The sequence below is a fragment of the Neomegalonema sp. genome (genome assembly GCF_028688855.1).
Classification (GTDB): Bacteria; Pseudomonadota; Alphaproteobacteria; order Rhodobacterales; family Rhodobacteraceae; genus Neomegalonema.
Window position 1 is genome coordinate 205,694 of sequence record NZ_JAQTXI010000004.1, and the last position, 18,246, is coordinate 223,939.

Annotated in this window: 12 protein-coding genes and 1 pseudogene; 1 reads left to right on the plus strand and 12 read right to left on the minus strand. The window is 68.4% G+C overall.

The window, feature by feature from the left end; translation table 11 throughout:
- Positions 1-268 precede the first annotated feature (268 nt).
- The 5 genes from metK to PHN62_RS04785 all read right to left on the minus strand — a co-directional run bounded on the left by metK (position 269) and on the right by PHN62_RS04785 (position 8,044).
- A complete protein-coding gene (gene metK / locus PHN62_RS04765) occupies positions 269-1,429 on the minus strand; it encodes a methionine adenosyltransferase (protein ID WP_300147061.1) in 1,161 nt (386 codons plus the stop codon).
- Positions 1,430-1,449: 20 nt separating this feature from the next.
- Entirely contained in the window at positions 1,450-2,841 is a 1,392-nt protein-coding gene (gene ahcY, locus PHN62_RS04770; RefSeq protein WP_300147063.1) for an adenosylhomocysteinase, read from the minus strand.
- A gap of 177 nt (positions 2,842-3,018) precedes the next feature.
- On the minus strand, positions 3,019-3,897 hold the full coding sequence (locus PHN62_RS04775) for a transglutaminase family protein (RefSeq protein WP_300147065.1): 879 nt from the start codon (positions 3,895-3,897) through the stop codon (positions 3,019-3,021).
- Between the two features lie 140 nt (positions 3,898-4,037).
- Positions 4,038-5,441: an RtcB family protein gene (locus PHN62_RS04780; RefSeq protein ID WP_300147067.1), complete on the minus strand. Its 1,404-nt coding sequence runs from the start codon at positions 5,439-5,441 to the stop codon at positions 4,038-4,040.
- A 1,034-nt stretch (positions 5,442-6,475) separates the two neighbouring features.
- Positions 6,476-8,044 carry an RNA-binding protein gene (locus PHN62_RS04785; protein ID WP_300147070.1) on the minus strand — a complete coding sequence of 523 codons (1,569 nt, stop codon included), beginning with the start codon at positions 8,042-8,044 and terminating at the stop codon, positions 6,476-6,478.
- Between the two features lie 225 nt (positions 8,045-8,269).
- On the opposite strand from PHN62_RS04785, the gene rtcR reads away from it, so the two are divergent.
- On the plus strand, positions 8,270-9,886 hold the full coding sequence (gene rtcR, locus PHN62_RS04790) for an RNA repair transcriptional activator RtcR (protein ID WP_300147073.1): 1,617 nt from the start codon (positions 8,270-8,272) through the stop codon (positions 9,884-9,886).
- Here the strand turns inward: rtcR and hflX are convergent.
- The 7 genes and pseudogenes from hflX to PHN62_RS04825 form a co-directional block, all read right to left on the minus strand.
- Positions 9,876-11,171: a GTPase HflX gene (hflX, locus tag PHN62_RS04795; RefSeq protein ID WP_300147075.1), complete on the minus strand. Its 1,296-nt coding sequence runs from the start codon at positions 11,169-11,171 to the stop codon at positions 9,876-9,878. The genes rtcR and hflX overlap by 11 nt on opposite strands.
- A gap of 52 nt (positions 11,172-11,223) precedes the next feature.
- Complete coding sequence (hfq, locus tag PHN62_RS04800; RefSeq protein ID WP_300147078.1) at positions 11,224-11,469, minus strand: RNA chaperone Hfq; 246 nt, start codon at positions 11,467-11,469, stop codon at positions 11,224-11,226.
- A 151-nt stretch (positions 11,470-11,620) separates the two neighbouring features.
- Positions 11,621-13,027, minus strand: a complete 1,407-nt coding sequence (locus tag PHN62_RS04805) for a sigma-54 dependent transcriptional regulator (protein ID WP_300147081.1) — start codon at positions 13,025-13,027, stop codon at positions 11,621-11,623.
- A 54-nt stretch (positions 13,028-13,081) separates the two neighbouring features.
- Positions 13,082-15,394, minus strand: coding sequence for a PAS domain-containing sensor histidine kinase (locus PHN62_RS04810; protein WP_300147083.1), 2,313 nt, complete (start codon positions 15,392-15,394; stop codon positions 13,082-13,084).
- A gap of 57 nt (positions 15,395-15,451) precedes the next feature.
- Positions 15,452-16,924: a nitrogen regulation protein NR(I) gene (ntrC, locus tag PHN62_RS04815; protein WP_300147086.1), complete on the minus strand. Its 1,473-nt coding sequence runs from the start codon at positions 16,922-16,924 to the stop codon at positions 15,452-15,454.
- Positions 16,921-18,042, minus strand: a complete 1,122-nt coding sequence (locus tag PHN62_RS04820; protein WP_300147089.1) for an ATP-binding protein — start codon at positions 18,040-18,042, stop codon at positions 16,921-16,923. Before PHN62_RS04820 ends, ntrC begins: the two co-directional genes overlap by 4 nt.
- Positions 18,039-18,246, minus strand: a pseudogene (locus PHN62_RS04825) (tRNA dihydrouridine synthase DusB); the annotation flags it as partial. The gene PHN62_RS04820 and the pseudogene PHN62_RS04825, both read right to left, overlap by 4 nt.

Sequence of the window (18,246 nt, forward strand, 5' to 3'; positions counted from 1 at the left end):
CCGCAGGCGGGCTGCGGCGTCTTCGGCTTCCGCCGTTCTCGTCTTCGGAAGCTCCGCCAGACATGGCGCCGGGGGAGCGTCGCCAGAAAGGGCGGAGGCGGCGCGCTGTTCGGGGGAGGACCGTTCGAGACGCCTTGAGAGCAAGCTAGCTCCGGCGCCGCGCCGGACGAAGCGATTTGATCGCCTGAGGTTTTGCGTCCGGCGCATATGTCCGGAAAGCGAAAGGCCCGCATCGCTGCGGGCCTTTTCCTGCTTCCGGAAGGCGGATTCAGACCGCCTTGCGCAGCGCCTCGGCGAGGTCGGTCTTCTCCCAGGAGAAGCCGCCGTCCGCATCCGGCGTGCGGCCGAAATGACCGTAAGCCGCCGTGCGCCGGTAGATCGGCCGGTTCAGCCCCAGATGGGTGCGGATCCCGCGCGGCGTCAGCGGCATGGCCGCGCGGATCGCCGCCTCGATCTTCTCGGGCGGGACTTCGCCGGTGCCGAAGTCGTCGACGTAGATCGACAAGGGTTCGGCCACGCCGATGGCGTAGGCGAGCTGCACGAGGCAGCGTCGCGCCAGACCCGCCGCCACCACGTTCTTGGCCACATAGCGCGCGGCGTAGGCGGCGGAGCGGTCCACCTTGGTCGGATCCTTGCCCGAGAAGGCTCCGCCCCCATGAGGCGCCGCGCCGCCATAGGTGTCGACGATGATCTTGCGGCCGGTCAGGCCCGCGTCTCCGTCGGGCCCGCCGATGACGAAACGCCCCGTCGGATTCACATGCCAGACGGTGCCCGGATCGATCCAGCCTTCCGGCAGGGCCTTGCGGACGTAAGGCTCGATCACCGCCCGCACGTCGGCGGAGGTCATGTCCTCGTCGAGATGCTGCGTCGAGAGCACGATGGTGTGCGCCCGCACGGGCTTTCCGTCGCGATATTCGACCGTGAGCTGGCTTTTCGCGTCCGGCCCGAGCACCGCCGCCGAACCGTCGCGCCGGGCCTCGGAGAGCAGCCGGAGCATCTTGTGGGCGTAGAGGATCGGGGCGGGCATGAGTTCGGGCGTCTCGTCGACGGCGTAGCCGAACATGATGCCCTGATCGCCCGCGCCTTCATCCTTGGAGCCGCTGGAATCCACGCCCTGGGCGATGTCCGCCGATTGCTGATGCACGAGGCATTCGATCTGGCAGCTGTCCCAGTGGAAGCCCTTCTGCTCGTAGCCGATGTCGCGGATGGTCTCGCGGGCGGTGGCGATCATCTCCTCGCGCTTGACCTGGGCGCGGACCTCGCCGAGCAACACCACATGGTTGGTGGTCGCCGCGACCTCGATGGCCGTGCGGGCCTCGGGCTCGCGGGCGAGGACCACGTCGATGATCGAATCCGCGATCTGGTCGCAGATCTTGTCCGGATGGCCCTCGGAGACGGATTCCGAGGTGAAGAGGAAGTCTTTCCGCATGACGCGCTCCGCAGGAGGGATCAATAGCGATAATGATCGGGCTTGAAGGGGCCTTCGGCGGGCACGCCGATATAGGCCGCCTGCTCGGGGGACAGCACGGTCAGCTTCACGCCGAGCTTCTCCAGATGCAGCCGCGCCACCTTCTCGTCCAGAGTCTTGGGCAGGACGTAGACGCGGTTTTCATAGGCCTCGCCGCGCGTCCAGAGCTCGATCTGCGCGAGGGTCTGGTTGGTGAAGCTCGCCGACATGACGAAGCTCGGATGCCCCGTCGCGCAGCCCAGATTCACGAGGCGTCCCTGAGCCAGCAGGATGATCCGCTTGCCGCCGGGGAAGACGACCTCGTCCACCTGCGGCTTGACGTTGCGCCATTCGAGATTGCGCAAGGCCGCGACCTGAATCTCGGCGTCGAAATGGCCGATGTTCGAGACGATGGCCCGATCCTTCATGGCGCGCATGTGGTCGAGCGTGATGATGTCGGCGTTGCCGGTGGCGGTCACGAAGATGTCGCCCAGAGGAGCGGCCTCCTCCATGGTCACCACTTCATAGCCTTCGAGCGCCGCCTGAAGCGCGCAGATGGGGTCGATCTCGGTGATGAGCACCCGCGCGCCCGAGGCCCGCAGCGACATCGCCGAGCCCTTGCCCACGTCGCCGAAGCCCGCGACCACCGCCACCTTGCCCGCGATCATGACGTCGGTGGCGCGGCGCAGGCCGTCCACGAGGCTCTCGCGGCAGCCGTAGAGATTGTCGAACTTGGATTTCGTCACGCTGTCGTTGACGTTGATCGCCGGGAAGGGAAGCTGCCCCTTCGCCGCCAGCTGATAGAGCCGGTGAACGCCGGTGGTGGTCTCCTCGGAGACGCCCTTCAGCCCCGCGCGCACTCTGGCGAACCAGCCGGGCGCAGCCTTGATCCGTTTCAGAATCTGCGCCTTGAGGACTTCCTCTTCTTCATTGGCGGGCTTGTCGAGGAGCTTTTCGCCCGCCTCGATCCGCGCGCCGTAGAGGATGTAGATGGTGGCGTCGCCGCCGTCGTCGAGGATGAGATTGGCCGTCTCGCCGTTCGGCCAGTCGAAGATGCGGTCCACATAGGACCAGTATTCTTCGAGCGTCTCGCCCTTCACCGCGAAGACCGGAGTCCCCGCCGCCGCGATGGCCGCCGCCGCATGATCCTGCGTCGAGAAGATGTTGCAGGAGGACCAGCGCACCTCCGCCCCGAGCGCCTGAAGCGTCTCGATCAGCACGGCGGTCTGGATGGTCATGTGCAGGCATCCGGCGATCCGCGCGCCCTTCAGCGCCTGAACCGGCCCGAATTCGGCGCGGCTGGCCATGAGGCCGGGCATCTCGCTTTCGGCGATCGAGATTTCCTTGCGGCCCCAATCGGCGAGGCTGAGGTCGGCGACGACATGGTCGGTCATGGAGCGGTCTCCTGCGCGGCCTCCCGCAAGGGGGCGCGGATTCGGGTCTCGGCGACGAAGTCCGGCGGCGGATTCCGGCGACGAATTCGCCCCGCCCTAGCATTTCGCAGGAGCGAACTCAACCGTCGCATAAGGAAATCCTTATGCGCTCCGCTTATCGAAATCTTCACTGAGAGCTTAATCCAGCGGAATCACGTCCACGCCCTGTTCGGTGCGCTGCTCTCCGGCCATGCGCATGACGCCGCGCACCGGCGCCACGTCGTCGTAATCGCGGCCCCGGGCGATCACGATGTGATCCGTCCCGACGTTCAGGGCGTTGGTGGGATCATATTCGATCCATCCCATCTCGCGGCCGCACCAGACCCTCACCCAGGCGTGCATGGCGTCCGAACCCTCCAGACGCTCGACGCCGGGCGGCGGGATCGTCCTGAGGAAGCCCGAGACGTAGGCCGCCGGAATCCGCAGCGAGCGCAAGGCCACGATCATGATGTGGCTGAAGTCCTGACAGACGCCGCGTCTGGCCGCGAAGGCCACCGAGACCGGCGTGTCGACTTCGGTGGCCTCGGGATCATAGGCCATCTGGTTGTAGATGGCTTCGCCCAGAGCGATGGCGATCTCGTAGACGCTCTTCTTCCCCTTGGCCAGACCGGCGGCCCATTGCGCGATCAGCGGCTCGACGGGGGCTCGCGGCGAGGGCGCGAGGAAATGATGCGGCGCTTCGGGCTCGACTCCGGCGTGGCCCGCGATCTCGCCTTCCAGCCGCTCCAGCGGCGGCGAGAGGTCCAGAGGCTTCAGCCGGGCGTGCCTCTCGATCCGCGCCAGCATGAGGAATTCGCTGCGCTCCAGAGGCTCGTAGAAGGCCACCTCGACGATGGGGTTCTGAAAGAAGTCGCGCCGCTCCAGACGCTCGTCCGGGCGCGGGTCGATCTTCAGCCGGCTCGCGACGACCGTCTGTTCGCCCGGCAGGTTCGGCGGCGTCAGACAGAGCAGGTGGCGGCCCGTCTCGGCGGCGCGGGGATATTCGTAGATGATGGAGAGGCGCACGTCATACCGCATGGAGTCCTCCTCGGCGCTCGCTTCCGGAGCGGCGCGCCCTCTTCCTACTCCAAAGACCGATGCGGGCAAGGAAAAAGGAAAAAGGCCGCTCCGCCCCCGATCCGGGCGCAGGGCGGCCTTCCTCTTGCGCGGCGGCGCCCTCAGGCGAGGACGGGCTCCGCCTTCTTCTTGTGGCGCCAGAAGGGTTCGCCCGCGTCGCCCGCCATGACGCAGCCGTAGGGCAGCACCTGGTCCACGATCTCCGCGAGGTCGTAGGCCTCGATGTGGCGGCGCAGCGAGCCGACGTCCTTGTAGGCGCTCGGCAGTTCGGAGAGGTCGATGGCGCCCGAGAAGAAACGCGCGTCGATTCCGCGCGTCTCCTCGGCGAAGACCTCCTCGGGCGCGCGGCCCTCCATCTTGCGCCGATGCGCCGTGCGCGAGAGGTTGCGCCCCGCTCCATGCGGCGAGAAGCCGAGGCCGTTCGGCGCGTTGCGGCCCCGCGCGATGAGGATCGGCTGCGCCATGTTGAGCGGAATCAGCGTCAGTTCGGTGGCGTCCTCGGCCCAGCCGTCGAAGGCCGGAGTCGCCCCCTTGGCGTGGGCGAAGAGCCCGTCGGAGCGGCGGAACACGAAGTTGTGTTCGTTCCAGAAGCGCCAGACCCGCTGCGCGCCGACCCGCGCCGCCGCGCGCTCATGGAGGATCTCGTGATTCGCCTTCGTCCAGGCGCGCAGGATCTGGAGCGCCTCCCAATAGGCGTCGCCTTCCCTGGTGTCGGGGGGAATCCAGGCGTTGACCGGCAGGGTCTCCGGCGAGAGCCGCTGACGATGACGCTCGGCGGCCTCCATGCCGCGCGCGAAGAGCCGGGCCCCCGGCCCGCGCGAGCCGTGATGCGTCACGAGGACCGTCTCGCCCGAGGAGGCCAGACGCCCCACATAGGCGAAGTGGTTCCCGTCGCCCTGCGTGCCGAAATGCTCGGTCGCGATCCGGGTCTGATCCTTCAGGAAGGCGTTCTCCGCGAAGCGCGCGAGCAGGCCCGCTTCCGGCTGGATCTGGTCGCCGGGGGCGCGTCCGCCGGGCCCGAAATGGGTCACGGCCTGGATGGCCTCCAGCAGGGGCGCGGGATCGACCTCGCGGAAGATGGTCATCATCACCGAGCAGCAGACGTCCGCCGAATGCATGCCCGGATGGATCGCCTCCGAGAGGACCACCCCGCCCACCGGAATCGAGCCCTCGACGCCCGTGGGGCAGGCGTCCGGCATGACGGCCCCCGCCCGCACCATGGGCGTGCGCATCAGCGTCCTCATGGCGCGCTTCACGGCGGCGGCGTTCTCCTCCTCCTCCGGGGTGTCGGGGTAGAGGTTGACGTGGAAGGGAAGCTCTCCCGGCGCGCTCAGGGGGAGCGTCGACGGCAGGGGGGGCTGGAAGCTCAGGGCCAGAGCCAGCGCCTCCTCGAAGGAGGCCCCCCGCCCGAGCGCCGCATCGCCTGCGGCCAGCGCCGCCTTGAACCACGCGCCCGAACGCGCGCCCGCATCGATCAAATCCTGTCCGTTCAAGATTCTGGTCATCTGACGACGCCTTTCTCGATCTGCTCTTCGCTTGACGACGGAATGGGCCCTTGGCGGGCCTCATCGTGCTTGTCGGGAGGCCTTGCTTCGGAGAGGCGGATTCGTCAGGATGCGGAGCATGCCGGAGCGACGCGCATGAAGGTTGCGCGCGCCGTCGAGATCCTCCCTGCCGTCGAATCCGCTGTCTGGAAGCGGGCCGGGCTCGCGAGGGCGACGACCGCTCCCGCCGGACAGGCGGGAGGGAAGCGACTCCGCGATCAGGAAGGCGACGGTCCGGCGCCGCCTTGAACGTCCGGCGCCTCCTTCCGGGAGGGCGCCTGCTCGACCGCGAGTCAGACCCGGTCCGGGGTCTGGCGGCAAGCTCCGTGAATCATACCTCGAAAAGACGCCGGCCTCAATCACGACCACGCGGGCCGGGCGGGGAATTCGAGGCCGATCAGGGCCATGACGACGAGAGGAGACGAAACGCTACAACCTCCGCGCCACCAGACTGCGCCACGTCGCGAAGGTCGCGACGGCGGGATTCGAACCCGCGTCCTGAGGCTCCCATGGAGTTCCGTCGGCATTCGTCATGGCCCTGATCGGCCTGCTTCAACTGTCCGGGCGGCCCCTCGGGGTCGCGACGACAAGGGGGCGTGAAACGCTCCGCCCGAGGGCGGACCTGCTCTGCCGCTGAGCTACGGGCCCGCAAATGATGGACCCGACGGGATTCGAACCCGCGACCTGGGGGTGAAAGCCTGTAGTTCCACGCAGCATTCGTCGCGCCCCGGAGGGGCCGCAGGACGCCCGGCGGAGAATCGCCGGAAGTCCTCTTCAGGAAGAGCCGCAGCCGGTCCGGGGCGCGGCGACGAAAGAAGATGAAGCGCGCCCGCCCTGCGCCACAGGGCCGTCGCGGGGCGGTCCCTCCGTCGGAACGGCGGAACCCGCGATGGGATCGGAAGACGATGGAGCTCCATCGGCATTCGCCGCGCTCCGGACCGGCCGCAGGGCCTTCGGGGATTCCCCCGGCGGATTCCAGTCCGCCGGGAGATCCTTCACAGGACCACCTCCTCGATCCGCGCAACCCAGTGGTCCGCGTCCTCGGAGCGGGCGAAGCTCGCGATCACGTCGAAGACCTGATCCGAGAAGCCCCCCAGATTCAGAACGTCGGGCGCGTTCTTCATCTGGGTCGTGGCCGAGGGCTGGAGGTCGAGGCAGACCATCTTCGCCTCCGGATTGATCTTCTTCAGCTTGCTCCAGATCTCCATGGCGGCGGTCGGGAAGGGACCGGAACGCCCGTTGATCCAGGATTCGTTGTCCGACACGAAGATCAGCAGATCGAACTGCGCCTTGCGTTTCAGCAGCTCCTCCATGGGCGCGGCCATGTTGGTGCCGCCGCCCCCGTAGGAGGCCAGACGCTTCGCCGTCTCGAAGATCCGCGCCTCGGCGCCGAAATCCACCGCGTGGACCCGATGGTCGAAGGGCAGGACCAGAGTCCCCGGATTCGCCCGCAGGAAGGCCGCCGTCATCAGGCCCGCCACATCCACGCAGCGCGTGGCTGTGGTCGCGCCCTTGCGATGGCCCGTCACGGGAGACCCCATCGAGCCCGAGACGTCGGGCGCCACCACGATCCGCCCGTCGAAGCGCAGGACGTTCTTCAGCGAGACGTCCAGCGCCGCGTCCAGAGCCTTCCGGATCTCCGGAGGAACCTGAGCCGACAGGTTGTCGAGGGTCGTCATCAGCTGATAGGGCATCAGACGCGCCCGACGGATCTCCTCGCGGTCGGAGAGGCGGCCCGCGATCATCCTCGTGAAGCCCTGCTCGTGGAACATGCCGATGCGGGCGAAGGCGTTCAGGTTCTGACGCAGCATCTGCCATCCGGCCTTCCGGGCGATCTCCCGCCAGTGCGCCTTGCCCAGAGGCAGGGAGGTCAGCATCTGGAAGGGAACCTCGGGGACCGGCCCGGACATGTCGCGCTTGAAGGCCTCGAAATCCTGCACGACCTGAGGCAGGGCCCCGAAATCGTAGGGACGTCCGATGAGCCAGCCGTAAAGCGCGGCGCGCTCGGGAGTCTGCGGCCTGGGATGGACCATCTTGACCACGTCGGCCAGAGAAGGATCCGCCCCCACCGCAGCCCGCAGGATCTCGACGGGCGAAGCCGCGTCGATCCAGTCGCGCACCAGCCGCTTGGGCCGGGAGCCCAGAGAAGACCGCCCCGTCTGGCCCGAACGCATGATCTGCACGAAGTTGCGCAGCATCCTGCCGTTGCGGACCACCCGGCCGAAGGCCTTCCCGAAGAGCTCGCCGCTCTGCGGATCGCCCTTCTGCGAGAGGACCGCCAGCAGAAGCGCGGGCATGTCCTTCATGTTCCCGCGCTCGAAGGCGTAGACCGCCGTCTTGGCGAGGAACTCCGCATCCGCCGCATGAGCGAGGGCGAGGGTGGCCTTCATCTGGGCTTCGGCGTCGGCGTAAAAGCCGCTCGCCAGAGTCCCGGTGGCGGCGTATTGCGCCAGAGCCTGACGGGAGGTCAGGGCGTAGGCGCGGCCTCCAGCCTCGTTCACGGCGTCGGCCTGAGGGAGGGCCTTGCGCTTCGCCATGCTGGCGAACAGGGATTTCAGAGCCATCTCGTCCTCCTTTCAAACCGGGCTGACCGCCTGGAATGCGAGGGATGTTTCAAGTTCGGCGCCAGATGGGTCCAGGCCCCCGGATTCCGGAACGATCTTTCTTCCAGCGATCTGAATTTCATGAGGAATAAATCTTCATGCGCCTTCGGGACGGTCGGGCGGCGCTTGACTCTCCGGCCTGATTTCCGATAGAAACATATCCTGACTTATAAATCCGGATAAGCCATGCGCCGCCGCGTCGCCTTCTCGATCCTCGGGACCACCCTCGACGCCTGGAAGAATCTCCCCTCGCGCTGGGGACGCTGGCGCCCGACCCTCGCGCTCTGTCGTCAGCCGGGGCTGCGCGTCGACCGTCTGGAGCTGATCCATCATGCGCGTCATCAGCCTCTGGCCGATCTGGTGAGGCAGGATCTCGCGGAGGTCGCGCCCGGAACCGAGGTCCGCCCCCATCTCGTCGAGCTCAGGGATCCGTGGGATTTCAGCGAGGTCTACGTCGCGCTGCGCGATTTCGCCCAGGGCTATCCCTTCGATCCGGAGGCCGAGGACTATCTCGTCAACATCACCACCGGCACCCATGTCGCCCAGATCTGCTGGTTCCTGCTGACCGAAGCCCGCATGATTCCGGGACGGCTGATCCAGCTTTCCCCCACCCCCGGCGCGCCGCCCGAGGACATCCCCATCGGGCGCCACGCCATCATCGACCTCGACCTCTCGCGCTACGACGCCCTCGCGACGCGATTCGCCGCCGAACGCGAAACCGCGACCTCCTTCCTGAAATCGGGGATCGCCACGCGCAATCCCGACTTCAACGCCCTGATCGACCAGATCGAGAAGGTGGCGATCCGCTCGCGGGCGCCGGTGCTGCTGACCGGGCCGACCGGCGCCGGGAAATCGCAGCTCGCGCGCAGGATCTACGAGCTCAAACGCGCGCAGAGGCAGGTCTCGGGCGCCTTCGTCGAGGTGAATTGCGCCACGCTCCGGGGCGATCAGGCCATGTCGACGCTCTTCGGCCATGCGCGCGGGGCCTTCACCGGCGCTCAGAACGCCCGCGCCGGACTCATGAAGGCCGCCGACAAGGGGCTGCTCTTCCTCGACGAGATCGGAGAACTGGGGCTCGACGAACAGGCCATGTGTCTGCGCGCCGTCGAGGAGAAGCGTTTCCGGCCCATGGGCGCTGATCAGGACGCCGAATCCGATTTTCAATTGCTCGCCGGGACCAACCGCGACCTCGCCGAAGAGGTGCGGGCGGGGCGCTTTCGCGAAGACCTCCTGGCGCGGCTGGATCTCTGGAGCTTCCGCCTGCCCCCCCTGCGCGAGCGGCGGGAGGATCTCGAACCCAATCTCGATTTCGAATTGCGCCGCTTCCATGAGCGCGAAGGGCTCAAGGCGGGCTTCAACGCCGAGGCCCGGCGGCTCTATCTGGAGTTCGCCGCCTCGCCGGAAGCGCTCTGGAGCGCCAATTTCCGCGATCTCTCGGCCTCGGTGACGCGCATGGCCACCCTCGCCCATCGCGGCCGCATCGACGTCGAGACCGTGCGCGGCGAAATCGGAACCCTGAAACGCCGATGGCGCGCCGAAGCGCCCTCGGGCCCGGAGGCCCTGCTGAGGCCCCTGCTCGGGCCCGAAAGGCTGGAGGAGATCGACCTCTTCGACCGCGCCCAACTGGCGGCGGTGGTCGAGGTCTGCCGCGCCAGCCCCTCGGCCAGCGCGGCGGGGCGCAGGCTCTTCGCGGCCTCGCGGCGAGCCAGGGCCAGCGTCAACGACGCCGACCGTCTGCGCAAATATCTCCAGCGCTTCGAGCTGAGCTTCGAAGCGCTGAAGAGCGAGGAGCTCAGTCCCTGATGCGCTCGGCGTAGAGCTTGCGCAGGCGACCTTCCTCGGATTCGGTCATCAGCGCCGTGATGCGGATGGCGCCGTCCTCCTCATCCTTGCGCGAGGCCACCAGGCCCTGACGATAAAGCCAGGCGAGGGCGTCGCCGCCTTCGGGCGCCAGAACCAGCGAGACTTCGCGGGCGTCGCGGGTCAGGGCGCCTTCGACCACATCCAGCAGGGCGGGCAGGTTCTCGCCCGTCTGCGCCGAGACCGCCACCGCGTCCGGACGGCGCGACGCCGCGTTGAGCCAGGCCTCGCGCTCTTCGGGGTCGAGGGCGTCGATCTTGTTCAGCGCCTCGACGGCGCCGTGGATCTTCGATTCCTCGACGCCCAGATCCTTGAGCACGCTCAGGACGTCGGCCTTCTGGGCCTCGTGGTCGGGATTGGAGACGTCCCGCACATGGATCAGAAGATCCGCCTCCAGCACCTCCTCCAGCGTGGCGCGGAAGGCCGCGACCAGCATGGTCGGCAGATCGGAGATGAAGCCCACCGTATCCGAGAGAATCACCGGGCGCCCCGAAGGCGTCTCGATGAGCCGCATGGTCGGATCCAGCGTCGCGAAGAGCATGTCCTTGGCCATGACCTCGGCGGTCGAGAGCCGGTTGAACAGCGTCGACTTGCCCGCGTTGGTGTAGCCCACCAGAGCCACGATGGGATAAGGCACCTTGCGCCGCGCCGAGCGGTGAAGCTCGCGGGTGCGGGCGACCTTCTCCAGATCGGCCTTGAGACGGATCACCCGCTCGTCGATCATGCGCCGGTCGGCTTCGAGCTGGGTCTCGCCGGGACCGCCGAGGAAGCCGAAGCCGCCGCGCTGACGCTCCAGATGGGTCCAGGTGCGCACCAGACGGCTGCGCTGATAGGTCAGATGCGCCAGCTCCACCTGAAGCACGCCCTCGCGGGTGCGGGCGCGCTCGCCGAAGATCTCGAGGATCAGGCCGGTGCGGTCGAGAAGCTTGAGGCCCCATTCCTTTTCGAGATTGCGCTGCTGGACGGGGCTCAGAGGCCCGTCCACCACCACGAGGCTGATCTCCTCGGTCTTGAAGAAGGTCTTGAGGGTCTCGATCTTGCCCGAGCCGAAGAGCAGGCCGGGCCGCGGATTGGGCAGAGGAACGATCTCTCCGCCGACCAGATCCAGCGCGCCGAGCGCCCGCGCGAGGCTCAGGGCCTCGGAGAGACGGGCTTTCGAATCACGGGAAGGACCCTCGCCGTCGGCGCGACGGCGAAGGTCGGGATGCAGAACGTAAGCTCGGGTCAAACAGGCCGCCTTTGGCTGAGGTTCAAGCGGCGCGAAGGCCCGTCCGCGAGGGTCAGCTCGCGGCGGCCTCGTCGCCGTCGTAGAGATTGATCGGCTGCGCGGGCATCACGGTCGAGATCGCATGCTTGTAGACGAGTTGAGACTGGCCGTCGCGGCGCAGCAGCACGCAGAAATTGTCGAACCAGGTGATGACCCCTTGCAGCTTCACGCCGTTGACGAGGAAAATCGTCACGGCGATCTTGTTCTTGCGGACATGGTTCAGGAAGACATCCTGAAGATTTTGTTTTTCGGCCGCCATATGTGCGCCCCCTGTTCGGGTTTCATTGTTTTTGAGCGCCAGAGGCGCCGACAAGCCGCCTCCCCCTTGAAGGCGGCGCGCCGAGGCTACAGGAGCCCTCGCAAGCGCGAAAAGCGAATTCCGGTCTTTCTTAACAAATTCATGGGGAGTGTCACTGTTTAGCCGCGAAAGCCATCCGGGAGCCCGCCCTGTTCGAGGTCTCGACGCCCAGAGACTTCAACTTCCTGTGAAGCGCCGAGCGCTCCATGCCGATGAAGGCCGCCGTTCGCGAGACGTTTCCGCTGAAGCGGTTGATCTGCGCGATGAGATATTCGCGCTCGAAGGCCTCGCGGGCCTCGCGCAGGGGCAGCGCCACGAGGCTCTCGCCCCCCACCCCCACCAGAGCCGCAGGCGCAGAGCCCACGATCTCGCCCGGCAGATCCTCGGCGCAGATGGCGCCCTCCTCGCCCGAGCCGCCGAGAATCAGCAGGCGCTCGACCACGTTGCGCAGCTGGCGCACGTTGCCCGGCCAGGCGTAGGTCTGGAGCGCGGCGAGGGTGTCCTCGCCGATCCTGCGGCGCGGAAGGCCCTGATCCCGGTGGAGCTTCTCGGCGATGTGGTCCACGAGGGCGGGAATGTCCTCGCGGCGCTGCGACAGGGCCGGCGCCTCGATGGGCACCACGCTCAGACGGTGGAACAGGTCCTCGCGGAAGCGGCCCTCGGCGATCTCCTCGCGCAGGTCGCGGCTGGTCGAGCTGACCACCCGCACGTCGACGCGCACCATGTCGGCGCCGCCCACGCGGCTGAAGCTCTGGTCCACCAGAACCCGCAGGATCTTCGATTGCGCGCCGCGCGGCATGTCGGCCACTTCGTCGAAGAAGATCGTGCCGCCATGGGCCATCTCCAGAAGGCCCGATTGCGCGATGCCGCCTTCGCGCTCGCGGCCGAAGAGGGTCTCCTCCAGGCGGTCGGGATCCATGGTCGCGGCGCTGACCACCACGAAAGGCCCCGAAACGCGCTTCGAATGCTGATGCAGCCAGCGCGCCGCCACCTCCTTGCCCACGCCCGAAGGCCCCGAGATCAGCACCCGCGAGCCCGTCGGCGCCACGCGCTCCAGGGTCTGGCGGAAGGCGGTCATGGCGGCCGAGGAGCCGATCATCTCGCCTGCGCGGTCGTCGCGCTGACGCAGGCGCGCGTTCTCGCGCCGCAGACGCGCCGCCTCAAGAGCCCTTTGCACGATCACCAGCAGATGGTCGGTCTTGAAGGGCTTCTCGATGAAGTCGTAGGCGCCCTGCTTGATCGCCGCCACGGCCAGTTCGATGTTGCCATGGCCGCTGATGATGATCACCGGCAGCTCGGGATTGTCGCGCTTGACGATCTTCAGCAGCTCGATGCCGTCCTTGCGGCTGCCCTGAAGCCAGATGTCGAGGATGATCAGATCCGGCTGACGGATGTTGATCTCGCGCAGGGCGGAATCGGCGTCGGCGGCCCTGCGCGCCTTGTAGCCTTCGTCCTCAAGGATGTCGGCGATCAGGTCGCGGATGTCGGCTTCGTCGTCGACGACCAGGATTTCAGCCATGGCTCACCTCTTCTGCGGCCCGCGCGGGCGGGCCTGATGGGGTCTTTCGATCCGTCACGCCGCGGGCGGGACGGGCACGGGCGCGAAGACGGGTTTCGCCTCCGGCGCGAGGGCGGGCTTCGCCTCCGGCGCAGGAGCCGCCTTCGCCAGCGGCAGGAGAACGCGCGCCAGAGCCCCGCAATGGGCCCCCGGCGCGAAAGGCGGCGCGTCGGTCAGGGCGAGGACTCCGCCATGCTGCTCGACGATGCGCTTGACGATGGCCAGCCCCAGCCCGGTGCCCTTGGCGCGGGTGGTGACGTAAGGCTCGGTCAGGCGGCGACGGTCCTGTCTGGGCAGGCCCACGCCGTTGTCGGAGATCTCGACGACGACATGGTCGTTCTCCAGGAGGACCGCCGTGCGGATCTCGCCGGGCGGGCCGCCGGGACAGGCCTCCATCCGGGCCTCGACGGCCTCGGCGGCGTTCTTCATCAGATTGGTCCAGACCTGCCCCAGCATGCCGCGGTCGGCGCTGACGGGGATCCTCTCGGGACGCGCCGACACCGGATAGCTCACCTGAGGATGGGCCGCGCTCTGGAGGGCGGCGGATTCGCGCAGGATCTCCACGAGGTCCAGCTGATGCTTCTCGGGCTCGGGCATGCGGGCGAATTTCGAGAATTCGTCCACCATGCGCCGGATGTCGTCCACCTGACGCACGATGGTGTCCACGCATTGGTCGAAGACGGGCTTGTCGGTCTCGATCTGCTTGCCGAACTTGCGGCGCAGGCGCTCGGCCGAGAGCTGGATGGGGGTCAGGGGGTTCTTGATCTCGTGCGCCACGCGCCGGGCCACGTCGCTCCAGGCGGCGAGGCGCTGGGCGGCGGCCATGTCGGTCATGTCGTCGAAGGTCACGACCACGCCGCGCGAAGGATCGGAATCGGCGCTGGCGCGCACCAGAGCCTCGATCTCCGAGCCCTCGCGGTTCAGCGAGACCTTGGATTCCGCCAGACGGTTGGGGGCCTCGGCGGCGGCGGCCGCCACCCGCGCCAGAGCCGGAGCCGCCTCCCTCAGCGAGCGCCCGACCAGAGAGCCTTCCGGCAGATCCAGCAGGGTTTCGGCGGAGGCGTTGGCCAGCTCCACGCGGCCCTCGCCGTCGATGCGCAGGATGCCCGCGCCCGCGCCCGCCAGAACCGCCTCGATGAACTGGCGGCGGCTTTCGCTTTCGTCATGGGCCTCCACGAGGAGATCGCGCTGAAGCCCGACCTGTTCGGTCATGCGGTTGAAGACCCGGCCCAGCATGGAGATCTCGTCGCCCGCCTCGCCGGAATCGGGCACCCGCGCGCTGAGGTCGCCCGCCGCCACGCGCTCGGCCGCCCCCGCCAGGCGCGAGACCGGCGCCGTCAGGCGATCCGCGAACCAGATGCCGAACCAGATCGCCGCCAGAACCACCAGCAGCGCGAAGCCGATGTAGATCCCCGCGAAGGTCAGCTGCATCTCGCTGCGCTGGGCCAGAAGACGACGGTAGTCGGCGGTCAGGCTCTCCACCACGCGATAGGATTCCAGAGCCGCGGCCCCCGCCGGGCGCGAAGCGTAGAGATAGAGCGGCTCGACGCTGCCGGTCACGCGCTCGGGCAGGCGCGCCAGAGCCCGAGAGGCCCGGTTCTGCACGTCGAGATAGAAGCGCACCGTGGCGGGAGTCGCCAGAGCCATCTGGTTGGGCGGCGGCGGCGTATAGTAGAATTCATAGCTGCCTTCGCTCCGCGCGATGATGCGGGCGTCGCCGGTGACGACGTAATAGGTCGTTTCGCCGCCGTTGCGCAGCCGCTCGGCGGTGCGGGTCAGGGTCTCGCTCATGTGCTGGGGCGAGAGGGCGCCGCGTCCGGCTTCGCGGGCCATGTCGGCGATGGCGTAGCCCGCGTCTTCGAGGATGTCCTTGTCGCGCTGCTCGCGGTAGACCGAGGCCAGAGTCGAAGCCGCCTCCGCGATGGAGCGCACGCCGGGTCCGAACCACATGTCCAGCCCGCGCGTGACCGTCGCCCCCGCCAGAACGCCCAGAAGCAGCGCAGGCGCAACCGCCAGGATGGTGAACATCCGCACCATCCGCAGATGCAGCCGCGAGCCGCTGGAGCGTCGGCGCCGCGCGAGGACCATCTTGGCCACCCGCCAGGCGATGGCCGCCAGAAGCGCCAGAGCCAGGCCCATGTCGGCCAGAATCAGCGCGGGCAGGAAGCGGCGCACGGAGTCGTCCGGCGAAGCGAGGACGGCGTAGGTCGCCGCCGCGCAGAAGGGCGCCAGAATCGCCAGCAAGGCCGGGACGTTGATCCGCCTGCGCAAGGGGAGCCGCGCCGGAGCGGGAGGAGTCTCAGCCGAAGAAGCGGGAGGCGAGGTCACGACCAGGGATCAATCCGTCTGCGGCGGGAAGGACGCGCCTTCTGTTGCGATGACGCATCACTTTTTCCGCCGCGCGGCCGGAATGTCAAGCTCCCGCATCCGCTTGCGCAGGGTGTTGCGGTTGACGCCCAGAATCTCGGCGGCCCGGATCTGGTTGCCGCGCGTCGCCGCCAGAGTCATGACGATCAAGGGAAAATCCACCTCGGCGAGGATGCGCGCCTGCAATCCCGGCGGCGGAAGGGCGTCGCCGTGCAGCGCGAAATACTGCGCAAGATGCGCCTCGACCAGAGCGCTCAGAGGCTTGGAGGCCTCCGTCCGCGCCCCCGCAGGAGGCGGCGCAGGCGCGTCGGCGCCCGCCGCGAGCTCGGCCTCCACCGCCGAAGCCCCGATGATCTCCTCGGGATGCAGCGCCGCCAGACGCAGGATCAGGTTCTCCAGTTCGCGCACGTTGCCCGGCCAGGCGTAGCCCTTGAGGCGCTCCATGGCCTCCGGCGAGAGGATCTTGCGCGGCAGGCCGTCGGCGGCGGCGCGGCGCAGGAAGGCCCGCGCCAGATCCGGAGCGTCCTCGATGCGCTCGCGCAGGGGCGGCAGACGCAAGGGCGCGACGTTCAGCCGGTAATAGAGATCGCTGCGGAAGGCCCCCTCGCGGGTCAGCGCCCGCAGATCCTGATGGGTCGCGGCGATGATCCGCACGTCCGCCTTGCGGGCGGTGCGGCCCCCGACCGGCGTGAACTCCGATTCCTGGAGCACGCGCAGAAGCCGCGTCTGGGCCTCGGCGGGCATGTCGCCGATCTCGTCGAGGAAGAGCGTCCCGCCCTGAGCCTGGGCGAACTTGCCCTCGGCGCGCGCGACCGCCCCCGTGAAGGCGCCGCGCTCATGGCCGAAAAGCTCGGATTCGATCAGGTCGCGCGGAATCGCCGCCATGTTCAGCGCCACGAAGGGCGCGCCCTTGCGGCGCCCGTAATCATGGAGCGCCCGCGCCACCAGCTCCTTGCCCGTGCCGGATTCGCCCTGGATCATCACCGTCAGGTCGGTGTTCATCAGGCGGGCCATGAGGCGATAGACTTCCTGCATGGCCGGAGAGCGCCCCACCAGAGGCAGGGATTCGTCGCGGCTTTCGGCGGATTCCCCGCCGCCGCCCGCTCCGGCGCCTCCGGCGGCGTCGGCGAGGGCCTTGCGCACGCAGGAGATCAGATCCTGAAGATCGAAGGGCTTGGCGAGATAATCGAAGGCGCCGGCTTCAGCCGCCCGGATGGCGGTCATCACGGTGTTCTGGGCGCTCATGACGATGATCGGCAGATTGGGCCGCCGACGCTTCAGCGCGGGCAGCATGTCGAGGGCGTCGCCGTCGGGCATCATGACGTCGGTGACCACGGCGTCGCCCTCGCCCTCCTCGACCCAGCGCCAGAGCGTCGCGGCGGCGCCCGTGGCCCGCGTGCGCAGACCCGCCCGCGCCAGAGCCTGACAGAGCACCGTGCGGATCGCCTTGTCGTCGTCGGCGACGAGGATCAGACCTCCTTCGGCGGTCATGCGGCGTCTCCTTCGGTCCAGACGGGCAGCAGCACCCGGAAGACGGTGCGTCCGGGGCGGCTGTCGCATTCGATCAGCCCGCCGTGGTCCACCACGATCTTCGAGACGAGAGCCAGGCCGAGGCCCACCCCCGCCCCCTTCGAGGTCACGAAGGGCTCGAAGACATGGGGCGCGAGATCCTCCGGCACGCCGGGACCGTCGTCGATGACGCAGATCTCCAGCGGCAGGCTCTCGCGGCTGCGGCCGTCGCGGCCCGTGAGCCGCAGCCCCGCCCGATAGGAGGTCTTCAGCGTGATGGTTCCCGAGGGGCCTGCGGCTTCTGCCGCGTTCTTCACGAGGTTCTGGAAGACTTGCACCAACTGGTCTGAATCTCCGGGAGCGGCGGGAAGGGAGGGGTCGAAATCGAGCACGAACTTCACGCCGCGTCCGAAGCCCGCTTCGGCGGCGCGGCGGGTGAGGTCCAGAACCTGATGCAGATTCACCGCCTTGCGCGTCAGGGGCCTGAGATCGGTGAAGTTCTCCATGCGGTCCACCAGAGACCGGATGCGCCGCGCCTCCTCCTGGATGAGCTGGGCCAGCTCGGCTTCGGCGGGCTCGGACCCCATCTCCAGAAGCTGCGCCGCGCCCGAGATCCCCGCCAGAGGATTGCGGATCTCGTGGGCCAGAGCCGCCGCCAGACCGCTGATCGAGCGCGCCGCGCCGCGATGGGCCAGCGAGCGGTCCATCTTTCCGGCGATGGCGCGCGGATGAAGCTGGAGGATCATCCAGCCCTCACGCTCGGGGGTGGCGGCGGCGAGAGCGTCCACGATGCGCGGGGGATGGTCGAGCCAATGCAGCTCCATGTCGTATTCCGCGATGGAGAGCGCCCCCCGGCGCACCTCCGCCGTCAGGACGCCCACCCGCGAGCCCGCAGGCAGGAACTCGGCCAGCCGACGCCCCGCCAGAACCGCCGAACTCATGGAGAAGAACAGCTCCGCCGAGGGATTCACCGCCCGGAAGCGGTCCTCCTCGTCGAGCAGCATGGTGGGCTGAGGCAGAGCCTGCCAGAGCGCCTCGAAATCGAGGGGCGCCGCCGGAGACGAACCTGCCGGGACGCTCTTGCGCGCCGCCCCCTTCACGCCGCCGCCCGCCCTTCCGGACGGCCTCCCTGTCCATGAGCCTGAGCCTCGAAGGCCGCGACGAACTCCGCCCGCAGCAGACGCCGCACTTCGGCGGTCTCCTCGGTCGCCATGAGCTTGCGGCGCAGGGCCTCGCCGGGCTCTCCGGCCTCCGCGAGCCCCCAGCCCAGATGTTTGCGCGCCGCCTTCACCCCGATCCTGATC

What these genes read in the sequence shown, in the direction of transcription:
- PHN62_RS04780 (WP_300147067.1), bottom strand. Translation starts at nt 5,441, where the DNA reads ATGACCAGAATCTTGAACGGACAGGATTTGATCGATGCGGGCGCGCGT.
- ntrC (WP_300147086.1), bottom strand. Translation starts at nt 16,924, where the DNA reads ATGACCGCCGAAGGAGGTCTGATCCTCGTCGCCGACGACGACAAGGCG.
- PHN62_RS04785 (WP_300147070.1), bottom strand. Translation starts at nt 8,044, where the DNA reads ATGGCTCTGAAATCCCTGTTCGCCAGCATGGCGAAGCGCAAGGCCCTC.
- ahcY (WP_300147063.1), bottom strand. Translation starts at nt 2,841, where the DNA reads ATGACCGACCATGTCGTCGCCGACCTCAGCCTCGCCGATTGGGGCCGC.
- rtcR (WP_300147073.1), top strand. Translation starts at nt 8,270, where the DNA reads ATGCGCCGCCGCGTCGCCTTCTCGATCCTCGGGACCACCCTCGACGCC.
- PHN62_RS04775 (WP_300147065.1), bottom strand. Translation starts at nt 3,897, where the DNA reads ATGCGGTATGACGTGCGCCTCTCCATCATCTACGAATATCCCCGCGCC.
- metK (WP_300147061.1), bottom strand. Translation starts at nt 1,429, where the DNA reads ATGCGGAAAGACTTCCTCTTCACCTCGGAATCCGTCTCCGAGGGCCAT.
- hfq (WP_300147078.1), bottom strand. Translation starts at nt 11,469, where the DNA reads ATGGCGGCCGAAAAACAAAATCTTCAGGATGTCTTCCTGAACCATGTC.
- PHN62_RS04805 (WP_300147081.1), bottom strand. Translation starts at nt 13,027, where the DNA reads ATGGCTGAAATCCTGGTCGTCGACGACGAAGCCGACATCCGCGACCTG.